The following is a 23184-nucleotide window of genomic DNA, read 5'->3' as shown; positions in this document are numbered from 1 at the left end:
CTAAATGCCTTACTGCACATTCACAGTGTCAGCAACATCACTGAAATCGGCAATCTTGTCAAAGTTCATGTAGCGATAAATATCGGCTGCGTTCTTGGCGAGCACGCCGATGTTTGCCATGTACTCTTCCTTGGTCGGAATCTTGCCGAGCATGGCGCAGACTGCCGCCAGTTCAGCCGAGCCGAGATAAACCTGGGTATCAATGCCGAGACGATTGGGGAAGTTGCGGGTCGAGGTCGACATTGCAGTCGAACCCTTGCGCACTTGCGCCTGGTTGCCCATGCACAGCGAACAACCCGGCATTTCCATCCGCGCACCGGTACGGCCGAGAACGCCGTAATGACCTTCGGCAACAAGCACTTGCTGATCCATCTTGGTTGGCGGAGCAATCCATAAGCGCACTGGCAAATCGGACTTGTTTTCGAGCAGCTTGGAAGCAGCGCGGAAATGGCCGATATTGGTCATGCAGGAGCCGACAAATACTTCATCGATCTTGTTGCCGGCGACCTCAGACAGCGTTTTCACATCGTCCGGATCGTTCGGGCAGGCAACCACAGGCTCGTGGATATCGGCCAGGTCGATTTCGATGACGGCAGCATATTCGGCATCGGCATCAGGCGCCAGCAGTTCTGGCTTGGCAATCCAGGCTTCCATCGCCTGAATGCGGCGTTCCAGCGTGCGCTTGTCCTGGTAATTATTAGCGATCATCCATTTCATCAGTGTGATGTTGGAAGTCATGTATTCAATGATTGGCTCTTTATCCAGATGCACGGTGCAGCCGGCGGCAGAGCGCTCGGCAGAAGCGTCTGACAACTCGAATGCCTGCTCGATTTTCAGCTTCGGCAAACCTTCGATTTCCAGAATGCGGCCGGAGAAAACGTTTTGCTTGCCTTGCTTCTCGACAGTCAGCAAGCCCTGGCGGATCGCATACAGCGGAATTGCATTGACCAGATCGCGCAGTGTCACGCCAGGCTGCATCACGCCCTTGAAGCGGATCAACACCGATTCAGGCATGTCAAGCGGCATCACGCCGGTTGCTGCGGCAAATGCGACCAAGCCTGAGCCGGCCGGGAACGAGATACCAATTGGAAAGCGGGTATGCGAATCGCCGCCAGTGCCGACGGTATCAGGCAACAGCAAGCGATTTAGCCACGAGTGAATGATGCCGTCGCCCGGACGCAGTGTCACGCCGCCACGGTTGGAAATGAATTTCGGCAGTTCATGATGCGTCTTGACGTCGACTGGCTTTGGATATGCTGCGGTATGGCAGAACGACTGCATCACCATGTCGGCAGAAAAACCGAGGCAGGCCAGGTCTTTAAGTTCGTCGCGCGTCATCGGGCCGGTCGTATCTTGCGATCCGACGGTCGTCATCTTCGGCTCGCAGTATGTGCCCGGACGGACGCCGCGGCCTTCAGGCAAGCCGCAGGCGCGACCCACCATTTTCTGCGCCAGCGTGAAGCCCTTGCTGGAATCGGCCGGATTAGTCGGCAGGCAGAACAGAGTGCTAGGCGCTAGGCCCAACGCTTCACGTGCGCGCGCAGTCAGGCCGCGGCCGATGATCAACGGAATACGGCCGCCGGCGCGTACTTCATCAAAAATTACCGGAGATTTAACGGTGAATTCAGAAATGACTTCACCGTTTTTCAGTGCTTTACCTTCAAACGGACGCAGTTCAATCACATCGCCCATGTCCATTTTGGACACGTCGAGCTCGATCGGCAGCGCACCGGCATCTTCCATCGTGTTGTAGAAAATCGGTGCAATTTTGTTACCAAGGCAGAAACCGCCGAAGCGTTTGTTCGGCACAAATGGAATGTCTTTGCCAGTAAACCAGAGTACCGAATTGGTCGCTGATTTGCGCGAAGAACCAGTGCCCACTACATCACCCACGTAAGCGACTATGTTGCCCTTGGCTTTGAGCGCTTCGATCTGCTTGATCGAACCGACCTTGCCCGGTTCGTCAGCGATAATACCTGGACGCGGGTTTTTCAGCATCGCCAAGGCGTGTAGCGGAATATCCGGACGGCTCCATGCGTCTGGCGCTGGAGACAAATCATCGGTATTGGTTTCGCCAGTGACCTTGAACACGGTCAAAGTCAGGCTTTGCGGCACTTCGGGACGGGAAGTAAACCATTCCGCATCGGCCCATGATTGCAATACAGCCTTTGCATTGGCGTTGCCCTGATCAGCCAGCTCCTTGACGTCGTGGAAATAGTCGAACATCAATAAGGTTTTTTTCAAGCCCTCGGCGGCGATACCACCGACCACAGGGTCAGCCAGCAAGTTAATCATCGGCGTAATGTTGAAGCCGCCCAGCATCGTACCCAGCAATTGGGTAGCGGTTTCACGCGAAATCAATGAACAGCTTTCCTCGCCTTTTGCAATCTTTTCCAGGAATGTAGCCTTGACCTTGGCGGCATCATCCACGCCAGCCGGAACACGGTAGGTAATAAGCTCGACCAAGGCTTGCGCCTCGCCCTGCGGCGGATTTTTGAGCAGGCCGATCAGTTCTTCAGTCTGCTGTGTCGACAGCGGCAGGGGCGGAATACCGAGAGCAGCGCGTTCAGCGACATGTTGGCGATAGGCTTCTAGCATGGCAAATCCTCACAGGTTGGTTAATTGTGGCGCAAAGTGCTTGGAGCGCCGGAAAATAATAAATTCTGGTCAATTTGGCAAACAATCGCAGCAAGCCATAAATCAACTCTTATATATTATATCTTTTACTTGAGTCACTGCGTCACTTTCCCAGAACACGTTATTCCAGCGCAAGCAAGGTATGTAAAAATAACTTGAATCTGTCTGCAATGACCCGCGGGCCGAAAACATTTCCCCACTCGTGTGCCCGGCAGGCTGCCGACCCGTTTCCCGGAAAGAATAGGCAGGCTATGCGCAGCAATCGCCACCATACCAGCACGAACGAAATTAAGATGTAATTATGTTACGCGGCAGGACAAAGAATCTGGCGACACACCACGCGCGCATATCGAACAGAAATTATATGGAATTTGAAAAAATGTTATCCGATGCCCGACTGATATGATTTTAAGCAGTTCTACTTATCTACTTAACATATCAACCGGGGGATATATTGGCGTCCCCAAGGGGATTCGAACCCCTGTACTCACCGTGAAAGGGTGATGTCCTAGGCCTCTAGACGATGGGGACAGTGACCTGCCCATACTACTTAACTTATTTGACACCTAGCATTTAAACTTTAAATCTGAACCATGTCAGATTTATTTACGCTGGCGTCCCCAAGGGGATTCGAACCCCTGTACTCACCGTGAAAGGGTGATGTCCTAGGCCTCTAGACGATGGGGACCCTAAGTTGCATTACACTACTTTTCCGCTGGTGGAGGTAAGCGGGATCGAACCGCTGACCTCTTGCATGCCATGCAAGCGCTCTCCCAGCTGAGCTATACCCCCCTTGCGAAGAACGAAATTATAGCAAGCTTCGTTACCGCGTGTAAATCATCTTTTCGAAAATACTAAATATATTTCGCCATGCGCGCCAAAACTGTTTCACGGCCAAACAATGCAATAACTGCGTCGATCGATGGCGTGTGCAACTGTCCAGTCAGCAACAAGCGCAAAGGCATAGCCATCTGCGGCATTTTCAGTTTGTGTGCAGCCAGCACTTCTTTCAGCATGGCTGACAGCGCTTCTTTTTTCCACTTGACGGTTTGACAGCGCATGGAAAAATCCTGCAGCGCAGGCTTGGATAATTCGTTCAAATGCTGTGCAAGCAAATCTGCAGCGGGTTCAGGCGCTCGATAAAACAGCATTGCTGCAGCGGCCAGTTCATTGATGGTATTGACGCGCTCTTTCATCAATGCGATCACCGCCCGCAGGTCAGGTGCATTGATGAAATCCGCCCCATCCTTTTCCATTAAAGGCTTGACCAAGCCTTCCAGGCGGCCATTGTCGGCCAGCTTGATGTAATGATTGTTCAACCAGGCCAGTTTTTCCGGATTGAATTGCGCAGGCGACTTGGATAGATGATCGAGGTCAAACCATGCACAAAATTGCTCCATCGAGAAAACCTCGTCATCACCATGACTCCAGCCCAGGCGTGCCAGATAGTTCAGCATCGCTTCGGGCAAATATCCTTGTGCCGGATAATCCATCACACTTACCGCACCATGACGCTTCGACAGTTTTTCTCCATCGGCCCCGAGAATCATCGGCACATGACCATACAGTGGCAAGGTCGCTCCGAGCACTTTCAGAATATTAATCTGACGCGGCGTGTTATTGACGTGATCATCGCCACGAATGACATGTGTAATCTGCATATCCCAATCATCAATCACCACGCAGAAATTATAGGTCGGCGTGCCATCCGGGCGGGCAATCACCAAATCGTCCATTTCGCGGTTAGAGATGGTAATTGTGCCTTTGACGACATCATCCCAACTCACATCGCCATCCTGCGGATTTTTGAAACGCACCACCGGCTTACGGTCGGCTGGAGTAGCGGGCAATATTTTGCCCGCTTCAGGACGCCAGGTGCCGTCGTAACGTGGCTTCTCACCGGCGGCGCGCATGCGCTCACGCATGGCTTCCACCTCTTCCGGCGACGAATAACAATAATATGCGGTGCCTGCAGCAAGCATTTGCGCCACGACTTCACGATAGCGATCCATCCGCTGCATCTGATAGAAAGGACCTTCGTCATGGGACAAGCCCAGCCAGTTCATGCCCTGCAGAATTGCTTCGACTGCCTCTGGCGTGGATCGCTCCAGATCGGTATCTTCGATGCGCAAGATGAAAGTGCCGCCAAAATGACGGGCATAAGCCCACGAAAAAAGCGCGGTGCGGGCACCACCAAGGTGTAAATAACCGGTTGGACTGGGAGCAAAACGAGTGCGAACGATCATGGCGATAAAAACGGCCTTGGTTGACCAAAGCCGTGATGGCGTTAAAGGCTTATTTTACCGCGTTGCATAACTGCTGCGGTACTTGTGCTTTTTTGTAATTTGCGTTTAGGCGACCCTGAGTGATTTTGAAACGCTGCCGTCAAGCAAATGTGGTTCAGCAATGAATCTTTGCTTGCCTGTTAGCAAAATAAAGTGCTTACCGGTACAGCGCGCCAGCAAGGTCATATCGACACGTTGCGCTACCGCATGGCCCATTTGCGTAGTGCCAGAACGCGACAACAGGAAAGGAATGCCCATCTGGGCACCTTTTATCACCATTTCCGAAGTCAGGCGGCCGGTAGTATAAAAAACTTTATCATGGCCGCTTATGCCGTCCAGCCACATTTTTCCCGCAATTGCATCCACCGCGTTATGGCGGCCGACATCTTCGATGAAATACAGTAATTCACCCGCGGCATCAAATAACGCGCACCCGTGTACCGACCCCGTCTGTTTGTAAATTGACGCCTGGGTACGGATCAGATCAACGATTCTGTAAAGCGTTGACTGCTTCAACTTGGCGTCTACGGGCAGCGTGATGGTATCGACTTCGTCCATCAATCCACCAAACATGGAGCCTTGGCCACAACCAGTGGTAATGACGCGTTTGGCGGTGCGCTCCTCGATGTAATCAATGCCATGGTGCGTGGTGACTGCCACGGCATCAACATCCCAGTCCACTTGCACGGCTGCGATCTCTGCAATCGTTTTTACCAGACGCTGATTGCGCAAATAACCCAGTATCAGTGCTTCCGGCGCACCGCCCAAAGTCATCAGAGTCACCAGTTCGCGATTGTCCAGATAGACCGTCAAAGGCCGTTCGGCCGGGATCTCTATAGTCAAAGCACGTCCATGCTCATCCAGTACGTCCACCGGATAAGTCAGTATTGCATGTGCATTAGAAAGAATTGGCCCTGTAGTCATGGAGAACATTCTCATCTGGTGGTGATGTTTGATCAGTATGAATAACAAGCCACCATGCTTATTTTTTTACTGCGGCCGCAGCATCGGTTGCAACTGGCAATCCTGCAGGTGCTGCAGCTGGGCTTGCTGCCATTGGGCTTACGACAATGGGACTTGCAACGACATAAGGTCCGGGGTCAGAACAGGCCGGCACCGCCTCGGCGGGTTGCGCTGTTGCGCTTTTTTCTTGCCGGTAACGGGCAACAACCTTATCTTGCGATAAACATAATTTATACATCTCTACTTTAGAGCTCCATGCAACTTTGGTCTTGGCTTCTGCCGCCTTGGTGGCGGCATCTTCACTTATTGGCGGCAACTTGGCAGCAGCCAAGCCCGTTGCCATCAAGCCCAACATCATACAAATCATATAAATAAATTTATTCATGCCTGCCCCACTCTGTGCGTTATACATTGGCTTTTTTGGCTGTTTCAGTATGCAACTCGGATGAGCGATTCCGCGCCACTTTTCCAGACTGGATGTCGTCATACCATAAATCATGGTGTTCCTTGGCCCACGCATCATCTACATACCCAGTGCGCATTGCCTTATAGGCACCCTCCATCCCCAAGGTACCTAGGTAAATATGGCCGAGAATCATGCTAATGGCTAATACCGCTGCAACAATATGAACAATACTGGCTATCTGCATATTCCCGCGTGTGTACAACAAACCGGGGACCAGCATATCAAGAACAAAACCCGAGGCACTCATAATCAAGCCGAACACCACCACAGCGCCCCAGAACATGGCTTTTTCACCCGCGTTGAATTTACCGGCGCTGACGTGCTTGCCGCTCAACAAACCGCCAAGCTGTACAAACCAGTTCAGATCGCCTTTTCCCGGTAAATTGTCTTTTACGTAAATGACAAAAAACACGACTATCGAGCAAGTAAATACCGGGCCCACAAAATTGTGGATATTTTTAAAGGCAAATGACAGCCAGCCAAACAGCGTTAGCCCAAACACCGGCAACAGCACGTATTTTCCAAACAACATGGTGCCGCCGGTAAGCGCCAGCACCACGAAACTAATTGCCGTGATCCAGTGCGTCAAACGCTCGACTGAAGTGAAGCGCTCTATCAAGCGTCCGGTGGCGCTACCTTTCAGTTTAATTTGTCCCTTGATCAGATACATCGCAGCCAGCACCAGCAGCACGGCTATCAATAGCCAGCCGCCAATATTGGTGAGCGGACCATTGCGATATTGCCGCCATGCTTCGCCAGCCGTAGTAGCCCGGGCCTGTCCCGGAAACTGCGCCTTCGGCTGTATCAGCACGCTCGCCTCCAGTGCGGGCAAGCTGGAGTAGTTTGGCGTACCAGAATTTACGATGCGATAGGTCGGCGCCAGATTGCCGGGCTGGCTTTGACTCCGTTCGGCCTGATTCTGTTTCAGAATATCAATCGACTCAACATTCGGTGCTGCCTGGCTGGATTGGCTGACACCCACTGGTGGCACGCCCTGTGCCGTTACCACGCCGATCCAGCCGGACAATAGGTAAAAACCCAATATCAAGCTACCAAATTTCGTTTTCATATTGTCTCCACTTGCCGGCTTGCCAGCGCCATCAATTCATTCGAACGTATTCGTTTTGATTTTGACCGCGTGTACGGATTTGCTTCTCCCAACTACCCTTGTCGCCGGGAGTCGTCCAGCTACCGGCGACAAAGCCATTCTTTGCGCCCTGCCAGGGCTTGCCGTCAGACTTGACGGTGGATCCAGTTAGCGACTGATCTCTTTCGCTGCAAGCTATTAATAGCAGCGCGCTCAGGGATACCAAAAGAAAGCGGATCATGATTTATTCTCCACCGGCGCTTTTGCTTCAGGATGTGGGGCGCGACCATAGGCCGTCCCCCAGCCCCACACTTCGCTGCCAGCGCCGCGCTGGACTACGCGATTACGGAAAATATCGGCAATTACATCGCCATCACCACCCAGCAAGGCTTTGGTTGAACACATTTCTGCGCAGGCTGGTAGCTTGCCTTCGGACAAACGATTGCGGCCGTATTTTTCAAACTCCGCTTGTGAGCCGTCTTCCTCAGGGCCACCGGCACAGAAAGTGCATTTATCCATTTTTCCGCGCAAACCGAAAGTCCCGTTGGAAGGAAATTGCGGCGCACCAAACGGGCAAGCGTAAGAGCAATACCCGCAACCGATGCAAACATCCTTGTCATGCAACACCACGCCTTCATCGGTGCGGTAAAAGCAGTCAACTGGGCATACCGCCATGCAGGGAGCGTCCGAACAATGCATGCAAGCGACGGAAATTGATTTTTCCTGACCGACAACGCCATCGTTAATGGTGACAACCCGACGTCGGTTCACGCCCCAAGGCACCTCATGCTCGTTTTTGCAAGCGGTAACGCAGCCGTTACACTCGATGCAACGTTCGGCGTCGCAGATAAATTTCATTCGTGCCATTTAACTTTCCTCCCAATCGTATCTACGGGCTTCACGCAACAAATTTTTCGATGTTGCAGATGGTTGTCTTGGTTTCCTGCATCATCGTGACGGAGTCATAGCCGTATGTAGTCGCCGTATTGACAGCTTCGCCGCGCACAATCGGCATTGCACCTTCTGGGTAATATTCTTTCAAATCCTTGCCTTGCCACCAACCCGAGAAATGGAACGGAATAAATGCGGTTTCGGCGTTGACGCGTGGCGTGACCAGCGCCTTGACCTTGATGCGCGCCCCGGTTGGCGTTGAAACGATCACATATTCACCGTTGCGAATGCCGCGGTCAGTAGCAGCTTTCGGATTTAATTCGACAAAAGCGTCCTGTTGCAATTCTGCCAGCCACGGGTTGGAGCGCGTTTCCTCGCCACCGCCCTCATACTCGACTAGTCGGCCTGAAGTAAGAATGATCGGGAATTTCTCGTACAGCTTTTCCGCAACATTCTTGTCCTGGATTGACTTATACAGAGTCGGCAGGCGCCAGAATGATTTTTTATCGTCATGGGTCGGATATTTCGCTACCAGATCGGGCCGCGTTCCATACAAAGGCTCACGGTGTTTTGGCACTGGATCAGGAAAATTCCACACCACGGCACGTGCCTTGGCATTGCCAAATGGATAGCAGCCATGATTTTTCATCACCACGCGCTGGATCCCGCCTGACAAATCGGTCTTCCAGTTTTTGCCTTCTGCCATTGTTTTTTCGGCATCAGTGAGTTCGTTCCACCAGCCCAGTTTTTTCATCAAAATATGATCAAATTCCGGGTATCCAGTGGTGATATCAGCACCTTCCGAGTGTGAGCCGTCTTCAGCCAGCAAATTCACACCATCTTTTTCAACACCAAAATTGGCACGGAAATTGCCGCCGCCATCCATCACGTGCTTCGAGGTGTCATACAAATTAGGTGTGCCGGGATGCTTGAGTTCCGGTGTGCCATAACAGGGCCACGGCAAGCCGAAATAATCTCCGGTTAGGTTGTACCCGGTGGCGGCGTCTTTGCCACCCTTGCATCTCAATGTTTTAACATCGAATAAATGCATGTTGCGCATATGTGCTTTTAACCGTTCCGGCGACTGGCCGGTGTAACCAATGGTCCAGCTGCCACGGTTGATCTCGCGCAACATATCCTCCGGCTCCGGCTCCATCATGCCGCCCTTGCCTGGGACCAGCTTGATCTTGGCGACCAGCTCCTTGCCGAAGCCGAGCTTTTGCGCCAACTGATACATGATCATATGGTCGGTACGCGACTCGAACAAAGGCTCAATGACTTTTTCGCGCCATTGCAGTGAACGATTGGACGCCGTGACGGAACCCGAGGTTTCAAATTGGGTCGCAGCAGGCAGCAGATACACGGCACGGTTGGGATTGAGTTCCTGTCCATCCACTTTCATGGCGGCCATGGCAGCTGTTGCCGATGGATAAGGATCAACTACCACCAGCAGATCGAGCTTATCAAATGCCTTCTTCATCTCCAGACCGCGGGTTTGGGAGTTCGGCGCATGGCCCCAAAACACCATCGCCTTGACGTTGTTTTCCTGGTCGATAAACTCATTTTTTTCCAGCACCGCATCAATCCAGCGCGACACGGTGGTGCCGGATTTTTCCATCATTTCTTGTGATGCGAACTGCTTTTTAACCCATTCGTAATCTACGCCCCACACGGTGCACCAGTGCTTCCAGGAACCGGTTGCCAGCCCATAGTAACCTGGCAGAGAGTCAGGATTTGGCCCGACGTCAGTTGCGCCCTGCACATTGTCGTGGCCGCGAAAAATGTTGGTGCCGCCGCCCGATTTGCCAATATTGCCCAGCGCGAGTTGCACGATACAGGACAGGCGCACCATCGCATTGCCGATGCTGTGCTGGGTTTGCCCCATGCACCAGACCACGGTTGAAGGGCGATTTTTGGCCAGGGTTTCTGCGACCTTGAAAACTTCGGCTTCGGTCGCGCCGCACGCTTCTTCCACCTTTTCAGGCGTCCAGGTCAGCGCTTCTTCCTTGATCTTGTCCATGCCGTAGACGCGATTATGGATGTATTCCTGATCTTCCCATCCATTCTGGAAAATGTGATACAGCAAACCATACAGGAATGGAATATCGGACCCGGAGCGAATCCGCACATATTGATGTGCCTTGGCTGCAGTACGGGTAAAACGCGGATCGACCACGACTACCTTGCAGCCGATTTCTTTCGCGTGCAGCAAATGCAGCATCGATACTGGATGCGCCTCGGCGGCATTGGAGCCGATATACATCGCCGCCTTCGAATTCTGCATATCGTTGTAGCTATTCGTCATTGCGCCATAACCCCAGGTGTTGGCAACACCTGCGACCGTAGTCGAATGGCAAATGCGCGCCTGGTGATCGCAATTATTGCTACCGAAGAAGGATACGAATTTGCGCAGCAAGGCGGACTGTTCATTGTTGTGTTTGGACGAGCCGACCCAGAACACAGAATCCGGACCACTGGCCTTTTTGATATCCAGCACTTTGGCCGAAATTTCGTTCAGCGCCTGATCCCAGCTGATGCGCTGATACTTGCCGTTGACCAGCTTCATCGGATATTTCAGCCGATATTCGCCATGGCCATGCTCGCGCAACGCCGCGCCTTTGGCGCAATGCGCGCCCAGATTGATCGGCGAATCGAAGACCGGTTCCTGACGAATCCAGATGCCGTTTTGCACCACAGCGTCCACTGCGCAACCGACCGAGCAATGCGTGCATACCGTGCGTTTCACTTCGATCTTGGGACCGGTTGCTTTGCCTTCAACAGCCGCCCTGGCTTTTTGTATCAAGCCCAATTGCGCGGCGGCGATCCCGGCACCGACGCCGATGCCGGAGCGTTTCAGGAACAGCCGGCGATCCATTGTCGGTAGCGCACGCGACAAGCTCGCGGCAAGACTTGATGTAAAACGGCTATGCGAGCGCTGGCCGGCGTCGCTTTTGCGAGTCAACAGCATGTTGTCACCTCAGTATTAGATAGTGGTAGTGCGGTAGTATTTTTTGACGTGCTCTGTCAGTCGATAACCATTGCCGGCAGGTTCGGCAACGACGACATCCAGCGCTTTTCCAGCAGGTGCGGTGCTTGCAACCTTGGCAGCAACTCCAGCCACAACAGCCAAACCAAGCCCGGAAAAAAATGTCCGGCGTGCGATTTTGTTGGTATCCGCCATTACTATCTCCTCAATACAGGGTGGGAATCCTGATGTTTTTATACAACCAATCGTGGATCATGACTTGGCTGCTTATTGCCTTGTATCTTATGTAAATTATTTCAATAGTTCAACGGACAAATGCAATGTGGTCTCGACATACCAGCATCAAATTTTGCAAAACGGCTTCACGCATGCGTTCTCGTGCTTGCCATATCATTTTCCGAAATTCAAAAAACTATGGAGTACCATCAAAAATAGTGAATTTATCGCATGTTTTTAATGCGCAAATAAAAATACTCTGGAATAGTATACTTAATTTAAAAAATTGTCTCAATGCAAATTTGATCTTATGCGTACCATTAGTAAATACCAATTACAGAGGGAAACTTAATCCATATCAAAAGCCTGCGTCTCCACTTCAAAAAACGTCCGCGCCAAGTTGGCCACTGCCGCGTACAGCCGGGCGTGGCGACTGGCATTGATGGCGGCGCATGCATCCAGAACCCACGCTTGCATGTGCGTCGTGAAAAAAGTTTTTTGCGCTGAAATATTGGCGTGCAAAACATCATCTGAGGCGATCAGATAACGCATCACTTCGCATAAGCTGGCAATGTGATCTTCGCTCTCGTTTACTGTAGCCACGCGCTCCAAACCCAGTTCAGCCAGATCGGTGCGTAACGCTGCCAAGGGCTTTTCCATCAGAAATCCGGACAGGTAATACGAGCCGTACAACATCACTTCCGGCTTGCCGGTGCTGATAAAAAGTTGATCGTATTCCTCCCGCACTTCTTCTGCTTTCGCATTTTTGCATGCCAGCACCAGCTCCGCCCACGCTTGCTCCAACACACCATCGCCCTCGGATTGCGCCGAACCGATGGTATCGATCAGCGTCTGTGATGGCGGGGCGTAGAACAGCGTAGCGAGCAAACCGTACAAATCCGCGCGGGCGGTTTCTTCGCTCTGATCCGGAGTTTCAAACTTCAATGATTCACTGGTATTCATGTAATCTCCGGCTTAATGCGGGCGCGTTAAAGAGGTTATTGACGCCTCGTTTTTATTTTCCATCATATCGATCACGCGGCATTCGGAACACATTTTGATGCGATCCAGATTGCCGGCGAAAGCACCGTGCGCCGACAATTTAGCCAGCATGTTGTCGATCATCTGCAGCGTGCCGAATGGGGTGTTGCAACGAATGCAATGGTAGGGCTGCGCTTCGTTCAACACCACCGTCTGTTTGGCCGCATCCGTAAACAGCAAGCGCGGCGACAGCGTGATCGCAGATTCGGGACAGGTTTTTTCGCACAAGCCGCACTGCACGCAATTTTTCTCGATAAAACGCAATTGCGGCAAATTCGGGTTATCGGTCAGCGCGGATTCTGGGCAAGCGCCAACGCAGGACATGCACAAGGTGCAGGCGTCTTTGTTGACCATTACCGCGCCGTACAAAGCGCCGGCCGGCAACGCGATCTGCTCCACCTTAGTTGGCGCATGCCGGTGCAAATGCTCCAGTGCAAATTCCAATGTGGTGCGCTTATCGGCCGCCACGTTGAAAGAGGCAGAGCTTTGCGCCGTCTGGGCTGGCGTCAGCGCCCGCGCGTTCACGGCGATCTCAAGATCGGCGGCAGTTTTAGCCCGGATTAACTGCAAGTGGGCGCCCGCATATCCCAAACCGGACAGGATGGTTTGGGCAATTTCCATCTGCTGCTGCAACGCTTCCAGATATTGTGGCGCTTCTTCCTCCGTCACCAGCACGCTGATATGGGTTGCGCCGTAAGCAAACGCGGCCAGCCATATATCGATGCCGACCGCAGCGGTGTGATGTAATTCGACCGGAATGATGCGCGCTGGAATGCCGCGCCCGCCGGCTCTCGCCAAACGGCCCACCTGTTCGACCAATGTTGCGCCCTGCCCCTTGCTGTGTAATAACAGCCCGGCGTTACGGCCGCCGGCCTTGGCATACGTGGTCAGCAGCGTTTTCAGGCGCAGCCCCATGTCGGCGGCACGCGGGTATGCATACGCCATCGCGCCGGACGGACAAACTGTGGTGCAAGCGCCGCAACCAGCGCAGAGATTGGGATCGACCTTGACGTGATTGCCGTTGTGGCTGATAGCTTCGGCCGAGCAAATATCGATGCAGGCGTTACAACCGATTTTTTGATTGCGGCTATGGGCGCACAGCTTTTCCTTGTAGCTAAAAAATTTCGGCTTTTCGAATTCCCCAATCATGTGCGTGAGTTTCAGGCCATCTTCAAACTGGCGGGCGACATCTTGCCCGGGTGCGAAATATCCCTGTGGCAACTGATGGGCGCGCACTTGCGGCGTGCGGGACAAATCGAATATCAGATCAAACTCGCCGCCACGGTCGTTGCCCGCTTTGATGTCGCCACGCGCAAAATCGATGGCGCCGATGCTGCCGCAGGCCTTGACGCAATCGCCATGCGAACGGCACTTGTCGAGATCGATCTGATAAGCCAGGTCAATCGCGCTTTCCGGGCAGGCTTCGATGCAGGCGTTGCAGCGAATGCAGGTTTCCAGGTCGATCGGATTATCTTGCTGCCAGCGCACCTTGAATGCGCCCAGCCAGCCGGAAATCGCGATGTGCTTGCCCGAAAAGCTGGGAAAGCTGCGTTCGCCCAGCATTTGGGAATCGCTGCCGGAGGTCAACAACACGCTGACATCGACTTGTGCGCCCAGACGCTGCGCCCACGGCAGCGCTTGATCGGCTGGCCCGATAATGAGCGTATGTCCGGCCGAATCGTAATTGACAATCGGCACCGGTTCCGGATCGGGCAAAGCGGCGGCGGCCAGCAATGCGGCCATTTTCGGCAATGCCGTTTTCGATTCCATGCTCCAGCCGGCAGTTTCACGGATATTTACGAAACGAATCGGCGCCACGGTATTTTTTTGCTGCGCCAGTTCAGCAAACAGCGCGCGCTCCTGGGTGCAGGCGACGACAACATCATTCACGCCGTCCAACGCGCCCAGAAACGCACCGATTTCACGCCGGCATAACTGGCTCGCCACCGGCAGCGCGCCGACGCCCAGCGCTGCGCCAAGTTGTGCGCCGGCCGCAGCGTCCAGCGGCATGCTGTGGTTGCAATTACAAATTTTGAATTCGGTCGTCATACTGTCTCGTTTTTAAGTGTTTCGACGCCAGCCGGCAGCGCATCCAATTGCTGCGCCAAAGCCGGCTGCGGGTCTGCTTGAATATTATTTTGCATGTCATCTTGCGGCAAGACTGGCGCGGGATTGTCCGCTGCGAACGCTGACTCCGTTGCGTCCTGCTCAAGTTCGGTCGCCTCGGACGGATTTGCTGCAAACGGCGCTTGTTCTTCCACTTTGTCCAGCAATTGCGACACCGGTTTTGTAAAGAATTGCGCCGGATTGAGCGCGCTCTTGGCGTGATTTAACGCTTCCAGCATGCCGGGCGGCAGCGGGTCGGGTTGACTGTAGTCACCGATGTAAATATCGAGCCCATCCATGATGTTGAACTGCGGCAACGCAAACAATTTCTTCATCGCCGAGCGTTTAACGCTCTCATCGACGCCTTTAGCCAAAAATGCGGTGTAATCGGATTCTGCGGTCAAGCCTTCGACATCGGCCAGCGTCGGCAAGGGTTTGACTACCGCTGGCGCATCGGTTACCGCCGGCGAGTTGTCTACATCGGGCGCGACTGCAGAATCAACGGCGGCTGGCGCTGACGTCGCATCCATCTTGCGCTTGCTCCAGCGCGCGAAGAAATCATCGGCCGCCATCGCTCTTCCCTTCCGCTTGCGCCATCAGGTCAACGCCAGCGCCGCCTTCGAATGAGGGTTTTTTGCGTTTACGCTTGATCTCGGGCTGGTAATGTTCCTGCGTGAAACGGCTGAGTCGTTCGATGATCGCCGCCGATGCAGGCAAGGTATCGACCTGTTCGCCGCCATCCATCAGACGCGCCGCCTCGTTGTAGGACAGCGTGACCGCTTTGGGCACGGCAATTTCCTGCGCGTCGATCTGCTCGATGCGCCACATGATGAACCAGCATGGGGTGGCGGAACTGATATTGAGGTAATAACCCTCGCCTTCATCGCTGAACAGCTTGATGTCGAAGCCGGGAAACAGCCAGCGCGTATCGCTGTCGTCATCCAGCAGACAGCGGGCGCTGCCGGGCGGCAAGGCGGCGCTGTCGAGTACTTCCAGCGGACGCCACTGGTGCGACTGCCAGCGATTATCGAGCGCCTTGCGCTGCATGATGACACTCACATCGATTGCTTGCGTCTCCACGTTCAAACCTCATTTCAGTGCGATGGATCAAATCAATTCCAGCTGCGGTTGCAGCCGGGATGATCTTGAATTAAAGCATACTTAGCAATGTATTTTTAAACACAGCACTAAAATAATGCGGGAAAGCATGTGTTTTTAATCATACTCCCAATATAACTGAGTAACCCGCTAGCAGAAAGAACCCATCCGCGCCGGAATTCAATCATTTTTGATCACGATGCTGGGGAACTTGCTGCTCATGTCGCGCGCTCTTTCAGCTACCCCGACCGCGATCTTGCGGGCGATTTCCTTGTAGATCGCCGTCACTTGGCCATCCGGATCGGCCACCACGGTGGGCTTGCCGGAATCGGTCTGCTCGCGAATCGACATCGTCAGCGGCAGCCCGCCGAGGAACGCAACGCCGTATTCCGAACACATTTTCTCGCCGCCGCCGGAGCCGAATATCGCTTCGGCGTGACCGCAGTTGGAGCAGATATGCGTGCTCATGTTTTCGACGATGCCAAGAATCGGAATCCCGACCTTCTCGAACATTTTCAATCCCTTGCGCGCATCCAGCAAAGCGATATCCTGCGGCGTGGTGACGATCACTGCACCAGTCACCGGCACTTTTTGCGACAACGTAAGTTGGATGTCGCCAGTGCCCGGCGGCATGTCGACGATCAGGTAATCGAGGTCGCGCCAGTTGGTCTGTTCCAGCAATTGCTGCAACGCCTGCGTGACCATCGGACCGCGCCACACCATCGGCTCGTCGGGGTCGATCATGAAACCGATCGAGGATACCTGCAGGCCGTAATTTTCCAGCGGCTCCATGGTCTTGCCATCCACCGTCTCCGGACGGCCGGAAATGCCCATCATCATCGGTTGCGAAGGACCGTAAATATCGGCGTCCAGAATGCCGACCGCCGCGCCTTCGGCGGCCAGCGCCAGCGCCAGGTTGACCGCAGTAGTCGATTTGCCGACGCCGCCCTTGCCGGAGGCGACAGCGATGATGTTCTTGACATTCGGCATCAGCTTGACGCCGCGCTGCACCGAGTGCGAAAGGATCTTGGTGTACACATTGACGCTGACATTGCCCACGCCGGGAATGCCGCGCAGCGCGCTAATCACGCTTTTGCGGATCGCATCGATCTGGCTTTTGGCTGGATAACCGAGCTCGATATCGAGTGCGATATCGGCACCGTCGAGCACAATATTCTTCGCCGATTTGGTGGCTACAAAGTCTTTATTCGTATTGGGGTCGATTACTCTCGACAGGACTTCCTTAACCGCTTCTACACTAATCTGCATACGTATCTCCATGATTGATGGGCAAGTCTAGCGCAAAACCGCAGGCGCTACAGCATGCCCCTATGCCCCACAGGCCTATTGCACTGTTAAAATGACGCTTACTTCATATCAAAAGCGCACCAATTATGACCCGCAAGCTGTTCGTTACTACTGCCCTCCCTTACGCCAATGGCGCATTTCATATCGGTCACATCATGGAATACATCCAGGCCGACATCTGGGTCCGGTTTCAGCGCATGCAGGGCCACGAAGTGCACTTTGTCGGCGCCGACGATGCGCACGGCGCACCGATCATGATCGCGGCCGAAAAAGCCGGCGTCACGCCGCAGGCATTCGTCGCCAACATCGCGGCCGGACGCAAGCAATATCTGGACGGCTTTCATATCGCCTTCGACAATTGGCATTCGACCGACGGCCCGGAAAATCACGCACTTTCGCGCGACATCTACCGCAAGCTCAAGGCCGCCGGCTTCATCACCACCAAAACCATCGAACAGTTCTACGATCCGGTCAAGAACATGTTCCTGCCGGATCGCTACATCAAGGGCGAATGCCCGAAATGCGGCGCCAAGGATCAATATGGCGACTCCTGCGAAGTCTGCAGCGCGGTCTATGCGCCGACCGACCTGAAAAATCCGTACTCGACGCTGACCGGCGCCACGCCGGTGATGAAATCGTCCGAACACTTCTTCTTCAAACTGTCTGACCAGCAATGCGTGGACTTCCTGCGCGAATGGGCATTAGGGAATATTGATAATACGGTCGATGGCAAGCCGCGCCTGCAACCGGAAGTCGCCAACAAGGCCAGAGAATGGCTGGAAAATGACGGCGGACTGAGCGACTGGGACATCAGCCGCGATGCGCCTTACTTCGGCATCGAAATCCCCGATGCGCCGGGCAAATATTTCTACGTCTGGCTGGATGCGCCGGTCGGTTATCTGGCGTCGCTGAAGAACTATTTCGACAAGACCGGACGCGACTTCGACGCCTTCATGGCCGACCCGACGACCGAGCAATACCATTTCATCGGCAAGGACATCACCTACTTCCACACTTTGTTCTGGCCTGCGATGCTGAAGTTTTCCGGCCAGAAAATACCGAATAACGTATTCGCGCACGGCTTCATCACGGTCTCCGGCGAGAAGATGTCGAAATCGCGCGGCACCGGCATCTCGCCGCTGCGCTACCTCGACATCGGCATGAACCCGGAATGGCTGCGCTATTACATCGCCGCCAAACTCAATGCCAAGGTGGAAGACGTCGATTTCAACCCGGACGATTTCGTGGCGCGGGTGAATGCGGATTTGATCGGCAAGTATGTCAATATCGCCAGCCGCGCAGCCGGTTTTGTCGCCAAAAAATTCGACGGCACACTCAGCATGGAATGGGCGACTGATTCTGACCCGTTCCTGTCGACGCTGCGCACTGCCGCAACCGAGATTCAGGCGCTCTTTAACGGCCGCGAATTTGGCAAGGCCTTGCGTGCCGTGATGGACCAGGCCGACATCGTCAACGCTTATGTGGACGCCAACAAGCCGTGGGAACTGGCGAAAGACTCGGCCAACAGCGCCGCCTTGCACGAAGTGTGCAGCCGCCTTATGGAAGCGTTCCGCATCTTGAGCATTTACCTGAAACCGGTTCTGCCTGAATTGGTGAAGCAGGTTGAATCCATGCTCAATCTGCAGCCATTGCAATGGGCCGACGTAAATGTGCCGATGTCGCATGGACATCGGATCAAACCCTATGCGCACCTGATGCAGCGGGTTGACCCAAAAATGCTAGATGCGTTGTTTGAGATGCCGGAGCAGTCTGCCAACACTAACGAAAACCACCGTTCTCACCCTCTCCCTCAGGAAGAGGGTGAGAACGGTGGCTCCGCCAATCATGAAATCGAAACACTTGCGCCTGAAATTAAAATCGACGATTTCGCCAAGATCGACTTGCGCATCGCCATGATCGTCAATTGCGAACACGTCGCAGGTTCCGACAAGCTGCTGCGCTTAACGTTGGACGCGGGCGAAGGCCGTTTGCGCAATGTGTTCTCCGGCATCAAATCGGCTTACCAGCCGGAAGAACTGATCGGCAAACTGACCGTGCTGGTGGCTAATCTGGCGCCACGCAAGATGAAATTTGGCGTGTCAGAAGGCATGGTATTAGCCGCATCTGCCGCCGACGAAAAAGCCAATCCGGGGCTTTACATCCTCAACCCGTGGCCGGGCGCCGCACCTGGGATGCGAGTAGGTTAACCGCATCTAAAACCACAACAGGACGATATCGACGATGCATCCTCACCAGCCGCTTTTCACCCCCGCTGTCGATTTCCCATAGATATGATCATACGAGAAGCAAATCTGGAAGACGCCCAAACCATCGCGGAGATCACCACCGCCGCGTGGGCAGAAAAAGTGGCGGCAAGCTCCAGTGGCCATACCGAATCGGCCGCCAGAGTCGAACAGGACCTGCACCTCGGCGGTGGCTTTATCCTGCAAATCGGCCAGCAGACGGTCGGCTCGGTGCGCTGGCTGCCGATGGATACCGAGCACAACATCTGGGAAATACTGCGGATGGGCATTATTCCTGCCTTCCGCGAGCAAAATCTGTCGCTGCATTTGCTCGAAGCGGTAATCCACCATGCGCTCGGTTGCGATGTCACCGAACTGCGACTGGCGGTGCGCGCCGATCAGCCGCGCCTGCTGGATTTTTATGCGGCGCTCGGATTCGAAATCGCGCCGGAACTCGAGCACACCCATGCCAACCCGGAAGAACCAGCGCCGACAGTGATGCGCCGAATCCTCAGGCGATAGAACATACTCAATACCGTATTTTTCTTCTCGCATTGAATACAAGCGGGAACCACTATATTTTTACCCATACTCCCAATATTTTTTTATAAATAAGTCTGATAGGGGACTATTTGCCCTGGCTTTGGTTCGGCGTCTATCGCGGGCAGTAAATGCAGCATCGACTGTTCACATTTTTGCAGCCGATTCGTCCTGAGTTCGGCAAGCGTAGAGCACTTTCCAGGCGCACATGCATGATGAATAACTTGAGGCATCCATACTCCAAGGTGCACAATACAAAAAAATCTATAAACATGTCCGGCATGATCAATGTTGGGGGGACTACCGGATGAATCGTCTTAACGTCACTGCCACCCTCGCGAACAACTATAAAAGGCGACGGTGCCAAACTTGATTCCAATTGACTACATACTAATGGTCATCGCAGGGTGGCTGATTATTGGTTTTTGTGGCCTGCTCATTATAAAAAAAACCGCTTTGGTTGCGTATGCGCTGTTCCCGTTGGGAGCAGTACTGGGCATCATCATGGGCACTACCGGCCTGATCAGCGCCTTTGGGGCTACGCAAACCGCAGTCTTGCCCATCGGCTTGCCGGATTTGCCGTTTCACCTGCGACTCGACAGTCTGTCTTCCTATTTCCTGTTTGTGTTTGGCATCGTCAGCACCGGGGTTTCGATTTTTTCTGCCGGCTATTTTCGTAAAGGCGAAGGAACCCCGCCGGGACTGTTATGCCTTGAATATCACATCTGCCTTGCCAGCATGGCTTTGTTGTTAATCGCCGACGATGCCTATGTGTTCATGGTCGCGTGGGAAACCATGAGCTTGTCTGCAACGTTGCTGGTTACCGCGAATCACCGGATGCCTGAAGTGCGCCGTGCAGGCTTTCTGTACTTTCTGATATCCCATGTTGGCGCGCTCGCGCTATTGCTGTGTTTTGGCCTGCTACAGGCGAATACCGGCGACTACACATTTGCCAACATGCGCCTGCAGCATTTGGATATGTTCTGGGCCGCGATCGCTTTCTTTCTGGCGCTATTCGGATTTGGCGCCAAGGCCGGCATATTGCCGTTACATATATGGCTTCCGGAAGCGCACCCGGCCGCGCCATCGCCGATCTCGGCCCTGATGAGCGCCTTCGTTCTGAAGACCGGCATCTATGGCGTTTTACGGGTAACGTTCGATTTGCTGCATACCCAGGTTTGGTGGTGGGGTGGCATTACGCTGGCAATCGGACTTGCGACAGCCTTGTTCGGCGTGGTGCTGAGTGCGGCCCAAACTGACATGAAACGTCTTCTGGCCTACTCTTCCATAGAAAATATCGGATTGATATTTGTCGGCATCGGATTGACGATTCTGTTTAGCGCCTACGACATGACGGCCCTGGCCGCGCTGTCGCTCACTGCAGCGCTTTATCATGTGGCAAGCCATGGCGCTTTCAAAAGTTTGCTTTTCCTCGGCACCGGCACGGTGCTGCATGCAACCAAGGAGCGCAGTCTCGGTCATCTGGGCGGGCTGATGCGCTTTATGCCCTGGACCGGATGGGCAGCATTGGTGGGCGCACTGGCGGCTGCCGGCCTGCCTCCGTTCGGTGGTTTCGTGTCGGAATGGCTGTTGTTGCAAAGCTTCTTATTTACTCCGGGGTTGCCGAACTCATTCCTCAATATGCTGATCCCTGTCGTGGCTGCGGTCATCGCATTGGTTGGCGCGTTGGCAGGTTACGTGATGGTCAAATTTTTCGCGATCATCTTTCTCGGCCAGCCGCGCGAGCAAAAGCTGTACGGTGCGCATGATGCGGATAATTGGGAGCGCACGGGTTTCGCATGGTTGGTCGCAGCATGCATATTCTTCGGCTTGTTTCCGGTGCAGGTGGTGGTGCTGATAGATCAAGTCACGCACCTGCTGGTAGGCGGCGGCATCGGTGCGGCCGTCACGCAAAGCGGTTGGCTGCTGCTTACACCAGTCACGCCAGATCGGGCCAGTTACATGCCGGTGGCATTCGTGCTGGTATTGATAGCATGCTGCGTCGCGGCTTATTTTCTAGTGCGACGCCTGTACCATGGCCGCTTCCGGCGCTCTATTCCATGGGCTTGCGGATTCCCTTTTCAAACGGCTCGGATGCAAGACACAGCAGAAGGCTTCGGTCAGCCGATCCGGGAAATTTTCGGCTCTTTTTTCCGAATGACGCGCGAACTACCTTCAGCATTCGATAAAATTCCTCGCTACAAGGTGACGATTGAAGATCCTTTCTGGGGCCTGCTGTATCGTCCGATCGAGGCGATTACCGATCGCATCGCGCGCGTAATCAGCCTGCTGCAGCAAGGGCGGATTGCTGTGTATCTGTTCTACAGTTTTCTGACTCTTTTGATATTGTTGCTGGCGGTGAATTTATGATCACTTTCATTGGTTCTTTTGTACAACTACTGGAAATAATACTGGCGCTGGCGGCTGCGCCATTGTTGACCGGATGGGTCAATCAGTGTCGAGCCTGGCTGCAGAATAAAAAGGCTCCCAGCCTGTTCCAGCCTTACCGCATGCTGCACAAGCTATTCCATAAAGAATCCGTATTGGCCGAACACGCTAGTCCGCTGTTTCGCACCGCGCCTTATATCGTGTTTGGCTGCCTGACGTTGGCTTGCGCGATCACGCCGACCCTGTCGACCGATCTGCCGCTATCGCCTGCCGCCGATGCGATTGCGCTAGTCGGCCTGCTGGCGCTGGCGCGCGTTTTCATGTCGCTGGCCGCGATGGACGTCGGCACCGCGTTTGGCAGCATGGGTGCGCGGCGAGAAATGCTGGTCGGCTTCCTGGCTGAACCCGCACTGCTGATGGTGTTGTTTTCCGCTTCGCTGATTACACAATCGACCCTGCTGACCAGCATGGTGGATAGTCTGGTGCATCGCGAGTTGGCGATCTACCCCAGCCTGGCCTTTGCCGGAGTGGCATTTACGATGGTATCGCTGGCAGAAAATGCCCGTGTGCCAGTCGATAATCCCGCCACGCATCTCGAACTGACCATGATTCATGAAGCGCTTTTACTGGAATACTCGGGACGCCATCTGGCATTGATGGAATGGGCAGCCAGCCTGAAACTTTTCGCCTATTCCTGCATAGGAATTGCACTATTCCTGCCTTGGGGTATCGCGGAAGCGAGCCATCCGCTTGCGCTGCTCACGGCACTCCCTATTTTGTTAATTAAATTGGCCATTGGTGGCGCATTACTCGCCATGATCGAAATGAGTAGCGCCAAAATGCGCATCTTCCGGGTCCCTGAATTTCTTACCACCGCGTTTCTTCTGGCGGTCATCGGCATGCTCGTGCATTTCCTTTTAGGCGCATAG

General features: G+C 53.9%; 18 protein-coding genes and 3 tRNA genes. 4 read left to right on the top strand and 17 right to left on the bottom strand.

What is annotated here, in order from left to right; genetic code table 11:
* Positions 1 to 9: 9 nt before the first annotated feature.
* The 17 genes from FKCLFG_RS06120 to apbC form a co-directional block, all read right to left on the bottom strand.
* Complete coding sequence (locus tag FKCLFG_RS06120; protein ID WP_472615333.1) at positions 10 to 2598, bottom strand: bifunctional aconitate hydratase 2/2-methylisocitrate dehydratase; 2589 nt, start codon at positions 2596 to 2598, stop codon at positions 10 to 12.
* Between the two features lie 494 nt (positions 2599 to 3092).
* Positions 3093 to 3168, bottom strand: a tRNA-Glu gene (locus tag FKCLFG_RS06115).
* An 81-nt stretch (positions 3169 to 3249) separates the two neighbouring features.
* A tRNA-Glu gene (locus FKCLFG_RS06110) sits at positions 3250 to 3325 on the bottom strand.
* A 28-nt stretch (positions 3326 to 3353) separates the two neighbouring features.
* Positions 3354 to 3429, bottom strand: a tRNA-Ala gene (locus FKCLFG_RS06105).
* Positions 3430 to 3491: 62 nt separating this feature from the next.
* Positions 3492 to 4883, bottom strand: coding sequence for a glutamate--tRNA ligase (gltX, locus tag FKCLFG_RS06100; protein ID WP_472615332.1), 1392 nt, complete (start codon positions 4881 to 4883; stop codon positions 3492 to 3494).
* A gap of 105 nt (positions 4884 to 4988) precedes the next feature.
* A complete protein-coding gene (locus FKCLFG_RS06095) occupies positions 4989 to 5846 on the bottom strand; it encodes a formate dehydrogenase accessory sulfurtransferase FdhD (RefSeq protein ID WP_472615331.1) in 858 nt (285 codons plus the stop codon).
* A 58-nt stretch (positions 5847 to 5904) separates the two neighbouring features.
* A complete protein-coding gene (locus FKCLFG_RS06090) occupies positions 5905 to 6270 on the bottom strand; it encodes a hypothetical protein (protein WP_472615330.1) in 366 nt (121 codons plus the stop codon).
* A 19-nt stretch (positions 6271 to 6289) separates the two neighbouring features.
* Positions 6290 to 7420 (bottom strand): formate dehydrogenase subunit gamma, encoded by a 1131-nt coding sequence (locus tag FKCLFG_RS06085; protein WP_472615329.1) that lies wholly within the window; start codon positions 7418 to 7420, stop codon positions 6290 to 6292.
* Positions 7421 to 7451: 31 nt separating this feature from the next.
* Positions 7452 to 7679 carry a hypothetical protein gene (locus tag FKCLFG_RS06080; protein ID WP_472615328.1) on the bottom strand — a complete coding sequence of 76 codons (228 nt, stop codon included), beginning with the start codon at positions 7677 to 7679 and terminating at the stop codon, positions 7452 to 7454.
* A complete protein-coding gene (fdh3B, locus tag FKCLFG_RS06075; RefSeq protein WP_472615327.1) occupies positions 7676 to 8305 on the bottom strand; it encodes a formate dehydrogenase FDH3 subunit beta in 630 nt (209 codons plus the stop codon). Before fdh3B ends, FKCLFG_RS06080 begins: the two co-directional genes overlap by 4 nt.
* A gap of 31 nt (positions 8306 to 8336) precedes the next feature.
* Positions 8337 to 11297: a formate dehydrogenase subunit alpha gene (locus tag FKCLFG_RS06070; protein WP_472615326.1), complete on the bottom strand. Its 2961-nt coding sequence runs from the start codon at positions 11295 to 11297 to the stop codon at positions 8337 to 8339.
* A 15-nt stretch (positions 11298 to 11312) separates the two neighbouring features.
* A complete protein-coding gene (locus tag FKCLFG_RS06065; RefSeq protein WP_472615325.1) occupies positions 11313 to 11510 on the bottom strand; it encodes a hypothetical protein in 198 nt (65 codons plus the stop codon).
* 369 nt (positions 11511 to 11879) lie between these two features.
* Entirely contained in the window at positions 11880 to 12494 is a 615-nt protein-coding gene (locus tag FKCLFG_RS06060) for a TorD/DmsD family molecular chaperone (RefSeq protein WP_472615324.1), read from the bottom strand.
* Positions 12495 to 12506: 12 nt separating this feature from the next.
* Positions 12507 to 14621, bottom strand: coding sequence for a 4Fe-4S binding protein (locus FKCLFG_RS06055; protein WP_472615323.1), 2115 nt, complete (start codon positions 14619 to 14621; stop codon positions 12507 to 12509).
* Positions 14618 to 15250: a DUF3306 domain-containing protein gene (locus FKCLFG_RS06050; RefSeq protein ID WP_472615322.1), complete on the bottom strand. Its 633-nt coding sequence runs from the start codon at positions 15248 to 15250 to the stop codon at positions 14618 to 14620. Before FKCLFG_RS06050 ends, FKCLFG_RS06055 begins: the two co-directional genes overlap by 4 nt.
* On the bottom strand, positions 15237 to 15758 hold the full coding sequence (locus tag FKCLFG_RS06045; protein ID WP_472615321.1) for a DUF3305 domain-containing protein: 522 nt from the start codon (positions 15756 to 15758) through the stop codon (positions 15237 to 15239). The genes FKCLFG_RS06050 and FKCLFG_RS06045 overlap by 14 nt, the downstream gene beginning before the upstream one ends.
* Positions 15759 to 15956: 198 nt before the next feature.
* Positions 15957 to 17045, bottom strand: coding sequence for an iron-sulfur cluster carrier protein ApbC (gene apbC, locus FKCLFG_RS06040; RefSeq protein ID WP_472615320.1), 1089 nt, complete (start codon positions 17043 to 17045; stop codon positions 15957 to 15959).
* 125 nt (positions 17046 to 17170) lie between these two features.
* Here apbC and metG point away from each other — a divergent pair, with 125 nt between their 5' ends.
* The 4 genes from metG (at position 17171) to FKCLFG_RS06020 (ending at position 23184) form a co-directional block, all read left to right on the top strand.
* Positions 17171 to 19291, top strand: coding sequence for a methionine--tRNA ligase (gene metG / locus FKCLFG_RS06035; RefSeq protein WP_472615319.1), 2121 nt, complete (start codon positions 17171 to 17173; stop codon positions 19289 to 19291).
* 78 nt (positions 19292 to 19369) lie between these two features.
* Positions 19370 to 19849 (top strand): GNAT family N-acetyltransferase, encoded by a 480-nt coding sequence (locus FKCLFG_RS06030; protein WP_472615803.1) that lies wholly within the window; start codon positions 19370 to 19372, stop codon positions 19847 to 19849.
* A 378-nt stretch (positions 19850 to 20227) separates the two neighbouring features.
* Positions 20228 to 22237 carry a hydrogenase 4 subunit B gene (hyfB, locus tag FKCLFG_RS06025; protein ID WP_472615318.1) on the top strand — a complete coding sequence of 670 codons (2010 nt, stop codon included), beginning with the start codon at positions 20228 to 20230 and terminating at the stop codon, positions 22235 to 22237.
* On the top strand, positions 22234 to 23184 hold the full coding sequence (locus FKCLFG_RS06020; protein ID WP_472615317.1) for a respiratory chain complex I subunit 1 family protein: 951 nt from the start codon (positions 22234 to 22236) through the stop codon (positions 23182 to 23184). Before hyfB ends, FKCLFG_RS06020 begins: the two co-directional genes overlap by 4 nt.

It is taken from the genome of Gelidimonas denitrificans (assembly GCF_055694065.1).
The sequence above is the reverse complement of the archived record's forward strand: the minus strand, read 5'-3'. Positions and strand labels throughout refer to the sequence as shown.